The organism is Calothrix sp. CBUCES-K 9914, assembly GCF_059640475.1.
The window spans coordinates 61,536-78,461 of the sequence record NZ_JBXXZH010000013.1; the positions used below are offsets into that span (position 1 = coordinate 61,536).

General features: G+C 36.9%; 14 protein-coding genes. 5 read left to right on the top strand and 9 right to left on the bottom strand.

Translation table 11 applies throughout. From position 1 onward, the window contains the following. The first annotated feature begins 53 nt into the window (after window positions 1–53). The 4 genes from AC2JBO_RS04835 to AC2JBO_RS04850 all read left to right on the top strand — a co-directional run bounded on the left by AC2JBO_RS04835 (window position 54) and on the right by AC2JBO_RS04850 (window position 4,305). Window positions 54–905, top strand: coding sequence for a hypothetical protein (locus AC2JBO_RS04835; RefSeq protein WP_496952497.1), 852 nt, complete (start codon window positions 54–56; stop codon window positions 903–905). A 180-nt stretch (window positions 906–1,085) separates the two neighbouring features. Continuing rightward, the gene (locus AC2JBO_RS04840; protein ID WP_496952498.1) at window positions 1,086–2,423 is read left to right on the top strand and encodes an ABC exporter membrane fusion protein; all 1,338 of its coding nucleotides are present in this window, start codon (window positions 1,086–1,088) and stop codon (window positions 2,421–2,423) included. 21 nt (window positions 2,424–2,444) lie between these two features. Then, the gene (gene devC, locus AC2JBO_RS04845; protein WP_496952499.1) at window positions 2,445–3,611 is read left to right on the top strand and encodes an ABC transporter permease DevC; all 1,167 of its coding nucleotides are present in this window, start codon (window positions 2,445–2,447) and stop codon (window positions 3,609–3,611) included. Between the two features lie 13 nt (window positions 3,612–3,624). Further along, the gene (locus AC2JBO_RS04850; RefSeq protein ID WP_496952500.1) at window positions 3,625–4,305 is read left to right on the top strand and encodes a DevA family ABC transporter ATP-binding protein; all 681 of its coding nucleotides are present in this window, start codon (window positions 3,625–3,627) and stop codon (window positions 4,303–4,305) included. A 28-nt stretch (window positions 4,306–4,333) separates the two neighbouring features. On the opposite strand, the gene AC2JBO_RS04855 is transcribed toward AC2JBO_RS04850, so the two are convergent. From AC2JBO_RS04855 to AC2JBO_RS04880, 6 genes are all read right to left on the bottom strand, one after another. Then, window positions 4,334–4,975, bottom strand: a complete 642-nt coding sequence (locus AC2JBO_RS04855) for a restriction endonuclease subunit R (RefSeq protein ID WP_496952501.1) — start codon at window positions 4,973–4,975, stop codon at window positions 4,334–4,336. Window positions 4,976–5,032: 57 nt separating this feature from the next. Next, window positions 5,033–5,578: a PadR family transcriptional regulator gene (locus tag AC2JBO_RS04860; RefSeq protein ID WP_496952502.1), complete on the bottom strand. Its 546-nt coding sequence runs from the start codon at window positions 5,576–5,578 to the stop codon at window positions 5,033–5,035. A 210-nt stretch (window positions 5,579–5,788) separates the two neighbouring features. Continuing rightward, window positions 5,789–6,247 (bottom strand): hypothetical protein, encoded by a 459-nt coding sequence (locus tag AC2JBO_RS04865; RefSeq protein ID WP_496952503.1) that lies wholly within the window; start codon window positions 6,245–6,247, stop codon window positions 5,789–5,791. A 62-nt stretch (window positions 6,248–6,309) separates the two neighbouring features. After that, window positions 6,310–7,743, bottom strand: a complete 1,434-nt coding sequence (locus AC2JBO_RS04870) for a diguanylate cyclase domain-containing protein (RefSeq protein ID WP_496952504.1) — start codon at window positions 7,741–7,743, stop codon at window positions 6,310–6,312. Window positions 7,744–8,088: 345 nt separating this feature from the next. Beyond that, the gene (locus AC2JBO_RS04875) at window positions 8,089–9,561 is read right to left on the bottom strand and encodes a hypothetical protein (protein WP_496952505.1); all 1,473 of its coding nucleotides are present in this window, start codon (window positions 9,559–9,561) and stop codon (window positions 8,089–8,091) included. Window positions 9,562–9,745: 184 nt separating this feature from the next. After that, window positions 9,746–10,489, bottom strand: a complete 744-nt coding sequence (locus AC2JBO_RS04880) for a Mut7-C RNAse domain-containing protein (RefSeq protein WP_496952510.1) — start codon at window positions 10,487–10,489, stop codon at window positions 9,746–9,748. Window positions 10,490–11,238: 749 nt separating this feature from the next. Between AC2JBO_RS04880 and AC2JBO_RS04885 the strand changes: the two genes are divergently transcribed. Continuing rightward, window positions 11,239–12,216, top strand: a complete 978-nt coding sequence (locus AC2JBO_RS04885; protein WP_496952506.1) for a ferredoxin family protein — start codon at window positions 11,239–11,241, stop codon at window positions 12,214–12,216. Here AC2JBO_RS04885 and AC2JBO_RS04890 read toward each other — a convergent pair whose 3' ends face one another. The 3 genes from AC2JBO_RS04890 to AC2JBO_RS04900 form a co-directional block, all read right to left on the bottom strand. After that, the gene (locus tag AC2JBO_RS04890) at window positions 12,217–13,848 is read right to left on the bottom strand and encodes a tetratricopeptide repeat protein (protein ID WP_496952507.1); all 1,632 of its coding nucleotides are present in this window, start codon (window positions 13,846–13,848) and stop codon (window positions 12,217–12,219) included. 194 nt (window positions 13,849–14,042) lie between these two features. Then, window positions 14,043–14,375 carry a hypothetical protein gene (locus tag AC2JBO_RS04895; RefSeq protein ID WP_496952508.1) on the bottom strand — a complete coding sequence of 111 codons (333 nt, stop codon included), beginning with the start codon at window positions 14,373–14,375 and terminating at the stop codon, window positions 14,043–14,045. A 538-nt stretch (window positions 14,376–14,913) separates the two neighbouring features. Next, window positions 14,914–16,782, bottom strand: coding sequence for an ABC transporter ATP-binding protein (locus AC2JBO_RS04900; RefSeq protein WP_496952509.1), 1,869 nt, complete (start codon window positions 16,780–16,782; stop codon window positions 14,914–14,916). Window positions 16,783–16,926 lie beyond the last annotated feature (144 nt).

Consider the following 16,926-nt stretch of genomic DNA (forward strand, 5'->3'; position numbering starts at 1 on the left):
AAACTGCTGTAAAAATATTGTATGATGTTGAAATTGTTTTAATTGTGATTTAAATGATTAATAAATATACAGCAAAATTCATTCTTGAGTTATTCGGATTAACAACCCTGTTGTTATTTTCTTCTTTAACTCCTGTACGAGCAGCTTCACTTGTCTGTGGACTAGAAGATAAATGGGTGAAAACATGTAAAAGCGGCGCCTATAATTTCTCGAATTCTGTTGATATTAATGTCAATTTTGGTTTTAACCCAAACAATCAACCAGATTTTACTGCTAAACTTTTTGGAACAAGCAGTATATTGACTCAAAATCCAGTTGATGCTATATTAGGCGACCCTTTGCTAGGCAACGTTGGTAGTATTGATGGCAATTTGGATGTAATTAAAACCGAATTCTTCCAAAGCATATCGACTGGTTCAACTCCTTTTGTTCCAAAAATCACGGCTATTGCTGGCGACAGAGTTCCAGATTTGGCTCCTACTCCACCCGAATCTGCGCTTCCGTACAAATCTTTATACTCAGCAGGAGCAATTGTTCAAAGAGCAGACAATACAGCGCTAGCAGATAGCTTTTTTGATCTGTTTTTAGAAATCCAAGGAACACCAGAAGGAGTAGTACGTAATCGAGAGCCTTTGAGGCTAAAGACGGTATCTGAACTCCAAGGCTTTCCTCCAGGGGTGAAAAATAATTTTGTTGATTATGCCAGTACTGAAATTACTCCGTTATTTACACCAGGTCTTGATGGAGAATTCTGGACTGGTGATGAGGTCGAGGTCGCTAGGTTAGTTCCTGGTGCTGACGGTAGAGCAGTAGTTCTCTCCCTCACATCCATTCCCGAACCGTCAACATTACTCTCTTGCACTTTATTTGGACTTTGGATGATTTGGCGGCAAAAGAGAAAATGATAATGATATAGCTACTATTGTCGGCAACACAAATCCGACTTAGTGCGTGGCGCTATTAATACTAAATTACTAGTATATTTTCGTAGCGCCAAACACTCGAAAAAATTCTTGCGCCATTGTTTAAATCTTAAGAGCAAAGATTCTGGTCGCTAATTCTATAATTTTAATTAAATACCAAAAATGAAGTATCAGCTACTGCTTAAACCAAGAGCTTGGAGAACAAATGTTTTCATCGCTACAACTGCTTTGGTTATTGGTATTGTAACTACTTACTCACTAGTCCGATACACTTCAGCAGTTAAAAATTATTCTCAATCTCATCGTCTAACATCAGTTTCTAATTCTACAAAGATTCCTGAGAAAGGCGCCATTGCTGCTACTGGTTATTTGGAACCTCAAGGAGAAGTAATTAAAATATCAGCCCCTGCTTTTACTGAAGGCGCACGAGTTCAGCAATTGCTGGTAAAACGAGGTGACCGCGTTAAAACTGGACAAGTAATTGCGGTTCTCGATAGTCGCGATCGCTTGCAAGCAGCTCTCAAACAAGCTCAAACACAAGTTAAAGTATCTCAAGCTCATCTGCAACAAGTAAAAGCTGGAGCTAAAAAAGGTGACGTTCAGGCTCAGGACGCTAAATTTCATCGCACACAGGCTGAACTAGAAGGGCAAATAACGACCCAAAAAGCTACTATAGGCAGTTTAGAAGCTAAGTTACAAGGGGAAAAAAGTGCGCTTCAAGCAACAATTGAAAGGATAAAAGCTGAGTTGAAAAATTCCCAAACTGATTGCGGACGCTATGAAAACTTATACACAGACGGAGCGGTTTCAGCTCAACAGCGCGATAAGTTTTGCCTGCAACAGCAAACTACCCAACAAAGTCTATTGGAAGCACAAGCAAATCTCAAGCGGATTATTAATACTTATCAACAACAGATTGCCGAGGCGAAAGCTAACCTCAATCGCACAATAGTAACAGAGCAAATCCAGATTAAAGAAGCGCAAGCAACTTTAAACGCAGTTGCAGAAGTCCGTCCGGTAGATGTACAAGTGCAAGAGTCTGAACTTGAAGCAGCACAAGCAGCAGTTCAAAAAGCAATGGCTGATTTGGACTTAGCTTACGTGCGGGTGCCTTCTTACGGTCAAATTTTGAAAGTTCATACTTGGCCTGGTGAACTAATCGGTAACCAGGGAATTGTTGAATTAGGTCAAACAGACCAAATGTACGTGAAAGCAGAAATTTATGAAACAGATATCGCTCAAATTCGTGTCGGTCAAAAAGCAACTATTAAAAGTAATAGTGTCATCGGAGATTTAAAAGGAACAGTAGATGAAATAGGTTTACAAATTGGGACAAAAAATGCTTTAGGTACTGACCCAGTTGCAGATGCAGACTCCAGAGTAGTTGAAGTAAAAATTCGTCTCAATTCAGAAGCTAGTCAGAAAGTAGCGGCATTGACAAATTTGCAAGTAAAAGTGGTAATAAACCTATCGAATCCTAAAAGCAATATTAACAATTAACCTCTATTTAGTAACAGAAATATGATGAAATTACCTATATCTTGGTTACAACTTAAACACAAAAAAACTCGCTTGATTGTAGCGCTTTCGGGAGTTATCTTTGCTGTAGTTATTGTGTTTATGCAACTTGGTATTCGTGATGCTTTGTTTGATAGTGCTGTTCGTCTTCATAAAGGTTTACTAGGTGATTGCTTTTTAATTAGCCCACGTTCAACATCTTTAATAGCGATGGAAACCTTTCCTGAAAGACGCTTAACTCAATCTTTAGCATTTGATGAAGTAGATTTTATTACTCCTATATATTTAGGTTTTGGTCAATGGAAAAACCCAGATACTAGAAACTATTGGCGCAATATTTTTGTGATTGGTTTTGAAATAGGACATCAAATATTCGATTTTCCGGGAGCAGAGGAGAATACTAATGCATTAAAGATACCAGATATGGTTTTATTTGACCGTAATTCTCGGTCTGAATTTGGTTCCGTCGTTACAAAATTTGAAAAGGGGGTAAACGTTACAACAGAAATTGGTAATCGCGGAAATAATCGTAAAATTCAAGTAGATGGACTGTTTGAACTAGGAACATCTTTTGGTTCTGATGGAAATTTACTTACTAGCCATCTGAATTTTTTAAGGATTTTTAGCAATCGAAAACAAGGTTTTATTGATATTGGGTTAATTAAATTGAAACCTGGGGCTAATGCTCAAGAATTTTCCAATAATTTGCGAGACTACTTACCCAAAGATGTTATAGTTTTTTCCAAAAAAGAATTAATTGAATTCGAGAAAAATTATTGGCAGAGCAGTACTGCAATTGGTTTTATTTTTAATTTAGGGGTATCTTTGGGAATTATCGTTGGAATAGTTGTTGTTTATCAAATTCTTTACACTAATGTTTCGGAGCATTTAGCCGAGTATGCTACTCTCAAGGCTATGGGATACCGACATAATTATCTTTTGTCAATGGTGATTCAACAAGCATTCTTAATCGCTATTTTGGGTTATATACCAGGTTTTATTCTATCTATAATTCAATATGAATTTGCAAAACAAGCTACCCTTCTACCCATCGCAATGAATTTTCAAAGAGCATTATTTGTAATGGTATCTACTATCGTTATGTGTTTTATTTCTGGTGCCACTGCTGTAGGTAAACTCAAAGCAGCAGACCCTGCTGATATTTTTTAGAGGTTAAATACTTATGACAGAAGTAATAGCAATTCGGAACTTGAATCATTATTTTGGTAAAGGTGCTTTAAAAAAACAAATATTATTTGATATTAACTTTAAGATACATGCTGGAGAAATTGTCATTATGACTGGTCCTTCGGGTTCAGGAAAAACTACATTACTATCATTAATAGGAGCTTTACGCTCTGTGCAAGAAGGAAGTATTAAAATTTTATGTCAAGAATTGCATGGCGCCCATGAAGAGCAAATGGTACTAACTCGTCGTCACATTGGCTATATCTTTCAAGCTCACAATTTATTGCCATTTATGACAGCCAGACAAAATGTTCAAATGTCCATAGAACTGCATGAAAATATTAGTAATCAAGAAGCTCGTACTAAATCTGAAGCTATATTAGCAGAAGTTGGACTAGAGGAAAGAGTTAACTACTATCCAGAAAACCTTTCTGGTGGACAAAAACAAAGGGTTGCTATCGCTCGTGCTTTAGTAAGTAGTCCGAAGTTAGTTTTAGCAGATGAACCAACTGCTGCATTAGATAAAAAGACAGGTCGAGACGTTGTAGACCTCATGCAGCGTTTAGCAAAAGAACAAGGATGTACTATTTTATTAGTAACTCATGATAATCGTATTTTAGATATTGCTGACCGTATTATTTATATGGAAGATGGGCACCTGTCCAATATTTCCTAAAAATTGCCAATCTAATTAAACCTTTATTTCAATTAAACTCCTTTGCAGTTACTAACTGACCTAAACGCGTTAAAATACTGAGAACATTGTATAGCTCGTTGCCAGGATTGAATAAGTAGAACAAACGAGAAAAACCATATACTGCTATTTGTTGCTTGACTAACTTAATAAAAAGAAAACTGGCGCCGTTTGTAATTAATCCATATACTGGTACATCAGAGCTAGCAATAGATAATATGTAAGATAAAATCTGCGCTTTTCCAGCTTCGAGAGAAAAAGCTGCTTGCTTGGACTCAATAACAACCACCGTTAACTTTTCCTGCAACACCAAAACATCAATGTTGCCTCTAACTATTACATCTTCATCCTTAGCAAAAATTTGTACAGACTTTTCTGATCTGATATGAAATGGAGATAAATAAAAGTCAGACAAATCCAATAATGGCGATAATATCACCATTTTCACACTATTTTCTAGCAAAGGCGGATATTTAAGTAAATTAGTATAACTAGCTTTCGCCCGATCAAGTCGTTGTTTTTCTGCGTCTGTAATTTCTGGTAAACTATGCTGCCACTCTGGAAAAAATTGCTCATCTAAGACCATCTGAAGTCCAAAATTTGTTTCTAACTCTAATAAAGTTACTTCCTTCGCCTGTATTGTTTGAGCCATAATTAATAGAAGTCGCAGATGCTGTTGTGTGTTTATAATACAAGTTTACTATAAAATCTAATTAGATTTATCTTCACGTAAAAACTTGATAGTATCTTCACACCACTTTAACCACTCGGTTTCGTAGCGTATCCCTTGCTGGAGTGTTACATAGCGGTATTTTTCAGACAACGGCAAAGCTTGCGGGTCAACAAAATATTTACTTTCTATTGCCAAATATGCTTTTAAAACATCCTCATGCTGCGCGCGGTGGTTTTCAAGTTCCTTGATAATTTTATTCTTTTGCACAACCGCACCTGCAAACAGCTTTAATAGCAACTCATCCTTCACTGGACTAACTTCAGATGGTTCCAATATCCATTTGCGAAGATAATCTTTCCCTGTCTCCGTAACCGAGAATACCTTCTTTTCTGGGCGCCCTTCTTGTCTAACTACCTCTGCACTTATATATCCTTGCTCCTCTAACTTACTCAACTCTCGGTAAATCTGCTGCTGGGTTGCGTGCCAAAACAAACCCACATTCCCCCCAAACTGCTTCGATAAGTCATACCCACTACACGCCGAGTCTACTAATGCCGCCAAAATTGCATGAGATATTGCCATAAACAAATTTAATTATTAATTTATTTTTTATTAGTTTATTTGATTAATTTATTCACTTTGTTGAGTATACAGTATAAAACATCAACAATACTAAATAATTTTAATAATAAATTAATTGAATAAAGTGACAAGTAACTACTATTATTTTTTAAAAGAAAAGTATGGATTTGAGGTTTAATATGCAGCATCAATATGTCGGTAAATAGATTACTACGTAATATTTTTACTAGGATAAGTAAGCGTCCAATTATCTTTATCACTAATTGTACTGTATAAACCTTGTAAAATTAACTTTAATGCCAAACGAGTTCTAATATAATCTTTAATTAGGTGTGTACCTGGTTGAGCGGTTATGTTATCTACTTGCTGACTGTTTCCAAATGGTTTTTCGCAGAAGCTACCGGCGCCTTTGACTGTTAGTATAAAAAATGGTGTTTCTTTATATTCATCGGGTATTGTAAAAATTCCATACACCATGTGTTCTCCGTACCAAGGTTGAGCTACTACTTTGGTCGCACTCACTTGAAACTTTTTCACATTCGATGACATAAAAGGTTCTGCTTCGCAATCAAAGTCATGCAGAGGCATCAAAAATAAATATATGATTGGTAATATTCCAACTAGAAGTAGCGTAACTAGGAAACGAATTACAAAGCGGCGCCTAAACATTGTATTTTGCTCAATACATAGTGAATATTTACATATATCAATACTCACTTATAGCTAAGATTTCAGTCAAAAACGGTATAATAACAGTCACGTCCGGCTTTCTTTGCTTTATACAACGCTTCATCCGCTTTATCAATCAGTATTTGAGGTACACTATTAAGAGAAGGTAAAGCCCGCGCAATTCCCATACTAACAGTGACGTTTACATTTACACTAGATGTTTCGTGAGGTATGCCAAGTTGCTGTATACATTTACGAATTACTTCTGCAACTTCCTGTGCTTGGGTGTAACCAGTATTGGGTAAAACCACAGCAAACTCTTCCCCCCCATAGCGCGCGATTAAACTATTTTCCTCTTTTACTGCCAACCTCAGCGCATTTGTCACCTGTACTAAGCAAGCATCCCCCGCTGGATGACCATAGGTATCGTTATAGTTTTTAAAATAATCGATGTCGAGTAAAATAAGAATTATTGGATTTTTGGGATTTTTGTTATACCACTGCTCGTTAAGATAGTTATTGAAACAATATCTATTCGCAACATGAGTTAGTCCATCCTGGTTTGCAATCTCTCGAAGTTGTTCTAATATCATTTCTAGCTGAATAACTTTCTGCTTAGACTGCTCTTCGCTAATTTCTAATGCTTTCTCTACCAGTTTACGCGCGTTTATTTCTGTAAGCGTACCTAAATAACCACTAATATTACCACTCTGATCATGAATCGGTACTGCATTCGCTTTCAACCACGTAATTTTTCCTTCGGGTGTCATAAACCGACACTCCATTACAAATTCATGCTCCAAAGGCATTATATCGTACCACTTTCTTACTACCTGTTTGCGGTCTTCTGGATGTAATGCCTTTATCCACCCCTTACCCAAAGCTTCCTCAGATGATATCCCTGCTATGTCTAACCAGCGAGGGTTAACAAAAGTGCAATTTCCAAAAATGTCAGTTTGAAATATTCCTATTGGCGCCGAATTTATTAAAACTTGAAACTTTTCTTCACTACTCCTTCCTGACTCCGTTGGTACACATTCACTAATATCTCGTGCTACACACAAAACTGAATGGTCGGATACTCGATAAATTGTGGCACGATACAAACGGACTTCTTCAGGGGGGCGCCTAATACAAGAGAAACTGTAATCAAAACTGCATGTCATGCCCGTTTCTAATACTTGGCAAACTTTTTTTAAACAAATCTCTGATGTTTGCTCAGAAAAAAATAACTCTATTGTTTGACTAATTACCTCATCATCGCTATAACAAACTATCTGAGATCGCTTTGTCGGTAATAACTCTACATTTTCAACTCTATCTCCACTTAGGTTGACAATCAGCATAATATCGTTGATTGCCCCTAAGACGGCACGCATTTGAGCCTCAAAGCTACGTAACTTTAACTCAACCAACTTACGACAGCTAATTTCTTCTTGAAGGAGTTGATTTAATTGTCGAAGTTCGCAAAGTTCTTTCTGAAGTAGGTGCATCATCTTCCTATTAGCGACTTTACTGAATTTACAGTTTGATTGTTACATAAATATTAAGAATTTCTAATTGCTTGCATTTTTTAGCTGCAAAGCAAGGAGCTAAAAGCCCGAAACTTATTCACTTAATATTTTTCTCAACATAAATGCAAATACGACTGTATTATACTTCATCTTTCTATAAAGCGTAAGAAATATACACAACATTTTACCATATTCATACTTTTTAATAATTATTTAACTTTTGGCTTGGAATATACGTAACGGATGTAACAATGCTCAGTTAATAGAACATGCAGATTACATAAGTTACATACTTGTATATATGTTAGTATTGGAGCGTAAGTGTTGTTATGCAAGTTCTGAAACACCTTGAATTTGGAGTAATATAGGATGGGAGAAAATGAAATCCTCTAACTTAGCAATAGTATCGGGTACGTTATTAATGTTTCTCCATCTAAGTTGATTTTCAACACTAATACCTCTATCGGATAAAACCAATTGACAAAATCTCAAAGCTTTTTTATCTGATTGTATTTCTGGAGAATATTGAAACTGACGGTCAGCAGTTTGGCTAAATAACTCGACTTCTTGCTGTAACAAATTATCTAAAGATTTGGCTAAGTCTCCCAAAACAGCTTTATTAGCTAAAGCTTTACGAACAACTTCTAACTCTTGAATTGCTTTGGTTAACGCATTTAAATTATCGTGAGCTTCTGCTGCTTTACCTAATTCACCACACAAATCTAAATATTGTTTTTGCAGACGCGCGATTTTTTGTTGTTCTTGAATTAACTCATTCAATGCATTATACGCAGCTTGGTATTTTTCTTCACCAAATAGTTTTTTGAGATTATTTTTATCAGCAAACTCTGGATATTCTGCTGCTTTCTGTATAAACTTGTCTCGAAACGAAAGTTCATGCGCTTTTTGACGTGCGATTTTTTCTTGCTGCTTTATCAGTTCGTTCAATGAACTACACGCACTTTTATATTTTTCTTGTTGAATCAATTGTTTGATATAATATTCTTGTATCAAATCTGGATATTTTTCAGCTTTTTGTAAAAACTCGTGCTGAAACGAAAATTCGATAGCTTTATCGCGCGCAATTTTTTCTTTTTGTTGAATTAAAGTATTTAAGAGACTATGGGCATTTCTAAAATATCCTTCTTTAAGGAGCTTTTTGAGCTTGTTGTCGGACTCAAACTCAGGATACTGTGCAACTTTGTCTAAAAACTTTTGTTTAAATGATAGCTCAATTTCCTTCTCGCGCGCGATTTGTTTGGCTTTTGCCGACAACTTTTCTTCTACATATTGATAAAACTGTGCGAGTAAAGTTTTATCAGCGTGTAAAATTTCTAAAACCTTAACTAAACTAAAAATTGGGTACTGTCCATATTTAGAGTCACCCCATTTAATTATTGGTAAAGCGTCTTGTAATTCTTGTAGTCTGCGACGGTTAGCTGTGGATATACGAAACAATTTTTCAAAAGTTACTACCGACAGTTCAAAGTCTGGCATGACTTTTTTCGTTAATACCGCACGTAACTCTGTAATTTTAACTTCTTTTAATACTCTAAGTATATCTTCTTTTGTCGAGGACTTTGCAACAGTTAACCCCAACTCCTTGAGTATGAGGTTTAATTTCTCTTTGCTTAACAATTCTAAACACGAGTAAGCAAACTCTTTGACTATACTTGCTCCTTTGTACCAGTAGCACCATCCTGCTACATACGTGAGTTCACTCTCCAGTTTCTCTGGTACAGCTTTAGTTCTTTTCTGAGCATCTAATATTAAGAGTGCGGTTGCTTGTGCTGAATACATAGTTCTGCCTTTACTATTTTAATAAACTATTACTCCTCTCTTTGTTAAGAAATGTATTGTTAACCCCACTTTATACAAAGCTAGCTGTTAAGGTTTATTTTTTATTTTGGCACATTTCATTTGTCGCGCGCTGAGTATTAATCAAGTATTCATCTATTAATACTCAGCACTCAGCACTCAGCACTCAGCACTCAGCACTCAAAATCTTACCAATAAAGTTTTGTAACTTATCGTAGTGTGACCCCTTCCAATATATTTGACTGCAAAACTGACAGCGATGAAATTCGTGGTTGAGATTTTTAACTGTTTCTGGTATCTCATTAATTACAGATTCTTTATTTACTTGGCTTAACAATCCGTTACAACGCAAACACCTACGAAACGGCGCCACGTGTTCAAATAAGTTAAACCTTTGTAGAATTTCGACTATTTGTAGCTGTGGGTCGGTTTGTCGTACATAGTAACCGTTCACAACTATACTCCGCATCAGCAATCCTTTGTCACGAGTTAACAAAATTCGATTTTCACTGCTGGAGACGCGCGCTAACTCTTTGTCTTCGTAATCGTTACGGTACAACGTATCGAACCCTAATAACCGCAGTGATGTGGCAAGTTTACCCAAATGTATATCGAGAACAAAAGTGTAGACTTCTGGTTGCGGTTGAACGGTTTTGCTTGGTTTGACCTGCTTGGAAGCTGATATCGAATAAATATTTATATTGTCTTTATCCTGAACTATATAAGTAAAAGTAACGAATTCAGAGTTGACTTCTATACAATGCACTTCGGGATGCGGAATTCCAAAGGACTCTATGATATCCTTGACAGAAGCCCGCTCTGTAAAGTTATAACTGATGTTTACCTGTCTTTTATGCCGTGGTAAAAAATCATTTAGCTCTGCATAGAAGCAGAAAGAAGCAACTGCCATAAGATGCTCATTTATCCAAGATGTTAGCTCTACCATCCTAACTTCTGTATCTCTGTATCCCCATACATCTACTTTTAATCAAAACTATTGAGAATATTTTTTAATTTATTTAAGTATAGACAATCATCTATGGGAATCCTCATTTGTTCGTGAATTACATTTAATCAGGGTTTGATTTGATTAAATATTTGTAAATTAGTTTAAATTAATAGAGAATTACTTGCAACTACTTGCAAATTTTATTGCCTTGAGTTAGAGTCGATGCATAACGTGCGTTAGTCAGGCACATGTAGACTATATAAACTAAACTTTCAGGAGGATGATTACAAATTCCGCACAAAACCGTAAATAGTTGTTTAGGTTAGACGTTTTCTTAGACATTTCCTAAAGCACGTCTAAATTGTCAATCAATCTTAAGACTTAAAATCGTGTTTGAGCAGGGTTTCTTGCTCTATATTTATTGTCTTCTTATTATATTGATAACTTTTATCAATATGTTTCTCAAGAAAGATAGGTTGACAGTGGGTGATATAGGAAAATGGTTATTAAGTCTAGTTAGATACAGTTGAAAATGTTAGATGATGTAGTAAAGTAGTGGTCAATCTTAAAAGCGTAGTGGCTTTAAGTTTTGGTATTACTTCGTTAAATCTAACAACCGCCTGTTTGATTAAACATTTGGCTTTTGAAGAATCTCTGTGTAAAAACTTATAAAAATTGTTTGTTCGTATATAAAAATACAGTGCAGGTAGATGACTAATTTCTTTTGTTCTGACAATTCGCGCTCTTTAGAAGAGGATATTATTGGCAGTGCAGCCAATCATCAGACTTATATATTAGTAGAATGTCCACCACCTTGGGCATCAGAAGCGTTTGATTCTAGGTGGGTTCCAGGTAATTTAAAAGACTTGGTTTCGGAAATTAAGCGTGCGAGACTACCGATAAAGTTTTTATTGATAGCGAATAATCTTTCACATAAATCAACTCGTACCACTCTTTTGATATACCAGCGCAAAGAGGGTTTAGGAAGTGGGTATCGTAAACAGGAATATAGCTTGTCAAATATTGAACAGGTAGCACCTTTTGTAAAAAAATGGTTATTGGGTAGTGTTCCTGGTTTGGAAGTTGAGACATCTGTGACTAGGGATATTTTAGTATGTACACACGGTAGTCATGACCGTTGCTGTGCTAGGTATGGCGCCCCTTTTCATTTTCACGCGAGTGCGCTAATCTCAGATTTATGTCCGGATACCGTGCGAATTTGGAAAACAACGCATTTTGGTGGACATAGGTTTGCCCCAACTGCGATAGACTTACCTGATGGTAGGTATTATGGCGCCCTTAACCCTGATACTTTTAAAATGATATTGACGCGCGTGGGTAATATTGAATGTTTGAGTCAGGTATATCGGGGTTGGGGGGTGTTACCACCTGAAATTCAGGTATTGGAGAGAGAACTGATATTCCGCTATGGGTGGGATTGGTTCAACTATAAAGTTGCTGGTAGAATAGTTGAGGCAAACGAGGACAACAGTAATATTTTGGCGGAATTAACTTTTGAAAAGCCTGATGGTTCTGTATACTGTCATCAGGCACAGCTTGTTAAAGATGCCAGAAAGACCGTTGAACTTAAAGGCTCATGCGGCGCCGCTAAAGAGTCAGTATTTACGAAGTATACTGTGATTAACGTTTGGTTATCTTCTTTAAAGGTTGCGAGTTTTACAGTTTAATCAAGTTTTGGATAGTAAAGCTTGGAATAACAGGTTTTGACGAATTGTATCAAAATCAGGGTCAGTTTTTGCTTTAATCAGGTGTGCTTCATCCAAATTAATAGATGTACGCAAATTTTCCACAGCTAGTTCTGGATTGTTTTGCAGTGCATAACAACACGAGATATTATACCAAGCATCAGCATTTTCAGGATTACGTTTTACTGTTCGTTCAGAAATTTTCAACGCTTGTGTATATGAAACCTTTGCTTCGTCTTGTTGTCCAAGCTTTTCTAAAATCATACCACGACGGTTAAAAACGGTTGCATCTTCGGGTTGTAGTCGCAGCTTTTGGTTATATATAGATAAAATAGTTTCATACTGCTGGGTTTTCCCAAGCAAGTTGACAAGTTTTACCCAAACAGGTGACCTGGGTTGCAGTCGCATGACTTGTTGATATGCTGTAATTGCTTCTGAGTCACATTCGAGCTTGCTTAAAACATCACCTTTCTTTTGCCAAGCTTCGGCGTAGTCAGTATTGAGGGAACTTGCAGCGTTAAAATCAGCAAGTGCTAACTCATAGTCTCCCTGATTTAAGTATATATCTCCTCGACTACACAGCGCTTCTACATATTCAGGCTGTATTTCCAGAACTTTGTTGTAGCAGGTAAGTTCCTGATCAACTTTACCAATATCTCCAAAAACAATACCTTTGTAGTACCATACGTCGTCTGAGTCAGGTTTTAGTTTTAAAGCGTTATCGTAACTAGTCAATGCGTCATCGTAACGTTTCAGGCAATAAAGCGTATAACCTCGCATCAACCACGCGCGATAATAACCTGGTTCTTTTTCTATGGCTTTGTCAAAAGTTTCTATTGCCTTTTCATATTTTCCCTCTGAAACCAACCTGCTTCCAGTGCGATACAAATCTTTACGTTTATCGCGAAACAACCATAAAACAGCAATCAACCCTAATACTATATATTGTGCGCGCGCTCGAAATGAATTGGCGCCTTCGTCTACAAGCGAACTAGGAATTTGCAGCAGCGCAATAAAGCTATCACTCAACGACCGTAAAAATTGACCGAACGGAGGATAAAACCAAAGTAGAGCGATTAAAATCCAAAACCCATAGGAACTGTATTTACTAAGCTTTTGATTAATCGACTTAGGTATCCAAGGTTGAATAATACCATACCCATCTAACCCTGGAATCGGCATTAAATTAATAAATATTACATATATATTCAGAAATATTACGTAGGCAATGCTTGCCATGAGAGCATTATATAGAGTGTCTGCGTTAGCTGAATTCCAAGTAACATGAAAAACTCCAGCCAATAAAAGTATCAATAACAACTCAGCTATACAACCAGCAGCAGAAACAGCGCTATTCCACCAACGACTTCTCAACTTACTAGTATCTATATAAACGGCGCCGCCAGGTAATGCAAAACCTCCCAGCATTAAAAATAACAGCGGTGCGAGTAAACTAAGGCCAGGGTCAGTGTACTTAAAAGGGTTGAGCGTCAAATAACCTTTATCCTTAACGGAAGTATCTCCACCCCAGTAAGCAGTTATCGCGTGACCAAACTCATGTAAGCACAGCGACATCATCCAACCAAAACAAACAAAAACCGCAACAAGCCACATGGTAGTTTATATATCCTGTATTTTCCTCAAGGTAGCTTAATTTTGAGTAATTGCACTAAAAAAGACAAGAAAAGTCTTTGAGTATAGGAACCCAAAGACATGAAAATGTGGCATGAAACGTAGGGTGCGTAACGCTACCAAAAAATTTCAACGTAGTTACAAGACCTGTAGCGTTACGCACCAACTATGCAAGTTTAAGTATTAGAATTCAACAGTTGTTGCTTTTGAGATTTAGAATTTTGCATTATCTGCTGTACCTGCTGTTGCTGCTCAGAAGATAAATTTAAGTTAGTAAACGCAGCACGCATATTTTTACCGGAAGCTAACTCACCTCGAAACTGTTCTTGTTGTTCAGGTGTTAAAATTGCTGAAACTTCTTGTAAAGTATTGCGTTGAATCTGCTGTAATTGAGATTGTTGTTGAGGTGTTAACTGTGTAGACTGACCATCTTTACCGGGACAAGCAAACGCTGCAACAGGAGCAGTCATCGCGATAAACGCACCAAGCAACAAAGGTGTAAATTTCATAGATGCCTCCAAAAACTCGTTGACTATTTACAGTCTGACCAACGATGATGACATAATAATGACAATCAATATATTTTTGCTGAAATGGCGCCTGATAATTTCACTTTAATTGTCTTAACAAAATGATATGTTATTTTTGATACAATTCAGCTTTACTATTTTCCATATTAAGCAGGCTCTTCCGTACTTAGCGTGCTAAATATGTTGGTAAATTAGCTTGGAACCATTGCTATACTTATCTTACAGCCATTATTACTTTTATAAAAATCAAATTACTGAAATTTCAACTATAAGTACCTGTAAGCCTTCATTCTAAAGGAAAATTATCGATTTTAATTAAAATTTAGCACGTTAAGTACGGAAGAGCCTAGAAACTTTAACAATTAAATTTAACGATTGAACGGCGCCTGATTATTGATGGTGCGTCACTGCACTTTAATTGTTGTGTTCAGTGAGAGATTGTTGATGCAGTGACGCACCCTACATCCGTTGTATACGTTATATTCGTTGTGTACGTTACATCCGTTATATCCGTTGCCTAACTTCCTAACATTTGTAGGTTGTGGAGTGTTGCATATAGTCCCCCTTGATCAATTAGTTGTTCATGACTACCTTGTTCTATTAATTCACCACGCTTTAATACAAAAATTCTATCAACATTGCGAATAGTGGATAAACGGTGGGCGATAATTATGGCGGTACGTTCGATTAATAGTTCTTCTAATGCTTTTTGCACTAGTGCTTCTGTACCTACATCTAAACTCGCTGTTGCTTCGTCTAATACTAATACTTGGGGGTTGCGTATAGCTGCGCGCGCGAATGCTAAAAGTTGTTTTTGTCCGCTTGATAGGTTTGTGCCGCGTTCGCGCAGTTGAGTATGATAGCCTTGAGGTAACTGTTCGATAAATTCTGCAACGTTGGTTTTTTCGGCTGCTCGCTGCACTTCTTCAAACGTGTAACCATCTCCTAATGTAATATTACCTTTGATATCTCCTGCAAAAATAAACCCATCTTGCAGTATTACTGCCATGTATCGACGTAGTTCGGCTTGCGGTAAGTCGCGAATATCAATACCATCTACTAATATCCGTCCTTGTGTTGGTTCGTACAAACGACACAATAACCTGATTATCGAACTTTTCCCGGCGCCTGTTGGTCCAACCAAAGCTATTTTCTCACCCGGATGAATCACAAAGTCGAGGTCTTTAATTACATAATCATTGTCTTTGTAGGCAAACCAAACATGTTCAAAACGTATTTCACCACGTTTCGTCTCATTTTGATGCTCATCAAGATTATCGATAATTTCGTCGATATAGCCAAACTCAAACCCAGATAAATGTCGTGATGGTTTATCGTGTATTTCTATGGGTTCGTCTAAAATATCGCTGACCCGTTCAATAGCTGTAAAACCCGCTTGAATAACGGTAAATTTTTCGGCAAACTGCTGTAAAGGTTCAAATAACTGTTGCGCGTACAATATAAATGTGGATAATATTCCAAACGTTAGCTGCTGTTTGAGCAGTAACCATCCCCCTACCCACAATACTCCAGCAACAGCGATAAGGGAAATCCATTCGAGTGTTGCTGATACTGATGAGTCAAAGAATATAGTCCGGTCTACTTCTTTGACGTATTTATTGTTAGAGTCTCTATATAGTTTGCCGTTAAATTTCTCACGTCGAAATAACTGAACAACATTTATACCCGTAATATTTTCCTGTAGTTGCGAATTAAGTATAGAAAGTTCTTCTCTAGCTTTATAATTCGCTTTCCGATACTGTTGCTGAAAGAAAATTATTATGGCTCCAATTGGTACTAGTGTCAAAATTAACATTAACGCGATTTGCCATTGTACAGAAAACATGAATCCAGCTATAACTAGCATGGAAAATACATCTGTAAATATACCTATAGCACCTGTCGAAAATACATCTCCTAATACCTCGACATCACTAGTCAACCGAGTAATCAATTTACCTACAGGAGTACGGTCAAAAAATCTTACAGCCAAAGATGTAACGTGACGAAATAAATCTTGGCGTATTTCCGCAGTAATATTCTGTCCGACTCTTTGGACAAGATACCCTTGAAACCCTGTGAGTAATAGCCGTATAATTACCGTTACGAGGAATGCCCCTTCCAGAATTTGTAACCCTTCCAATAACGTACCCTGCTTCAAAAATGCATAGGTACTTGGTTCGTTACGAATCAATGAAATTGCTTGCCCTATCAATAATGGTCGTGCTGCATTGCCTATTGAAATTGGCACAAGTAACAACATAGATACGAACAGTAACTTTTTATGACGACGCGCGTAAGGCGCCAATCGTAAAAGTAACCGCCAGTCAGTTTCACGACGACGGTATTCAGCTTTTGATTTTGGTAACGTATTGGTGATGCTCATTTCAGTATTATATTAATTTTTGCTCAAATTTTTAAGCTATAGGGGATTTATCTAAAATTGCGTAAAAGCCAAAAAATCAGTCAAAAGTGCTGATATTTATAGATTGCTTCACGTTTTCTTACATTAACTTTATAGAAGACACCC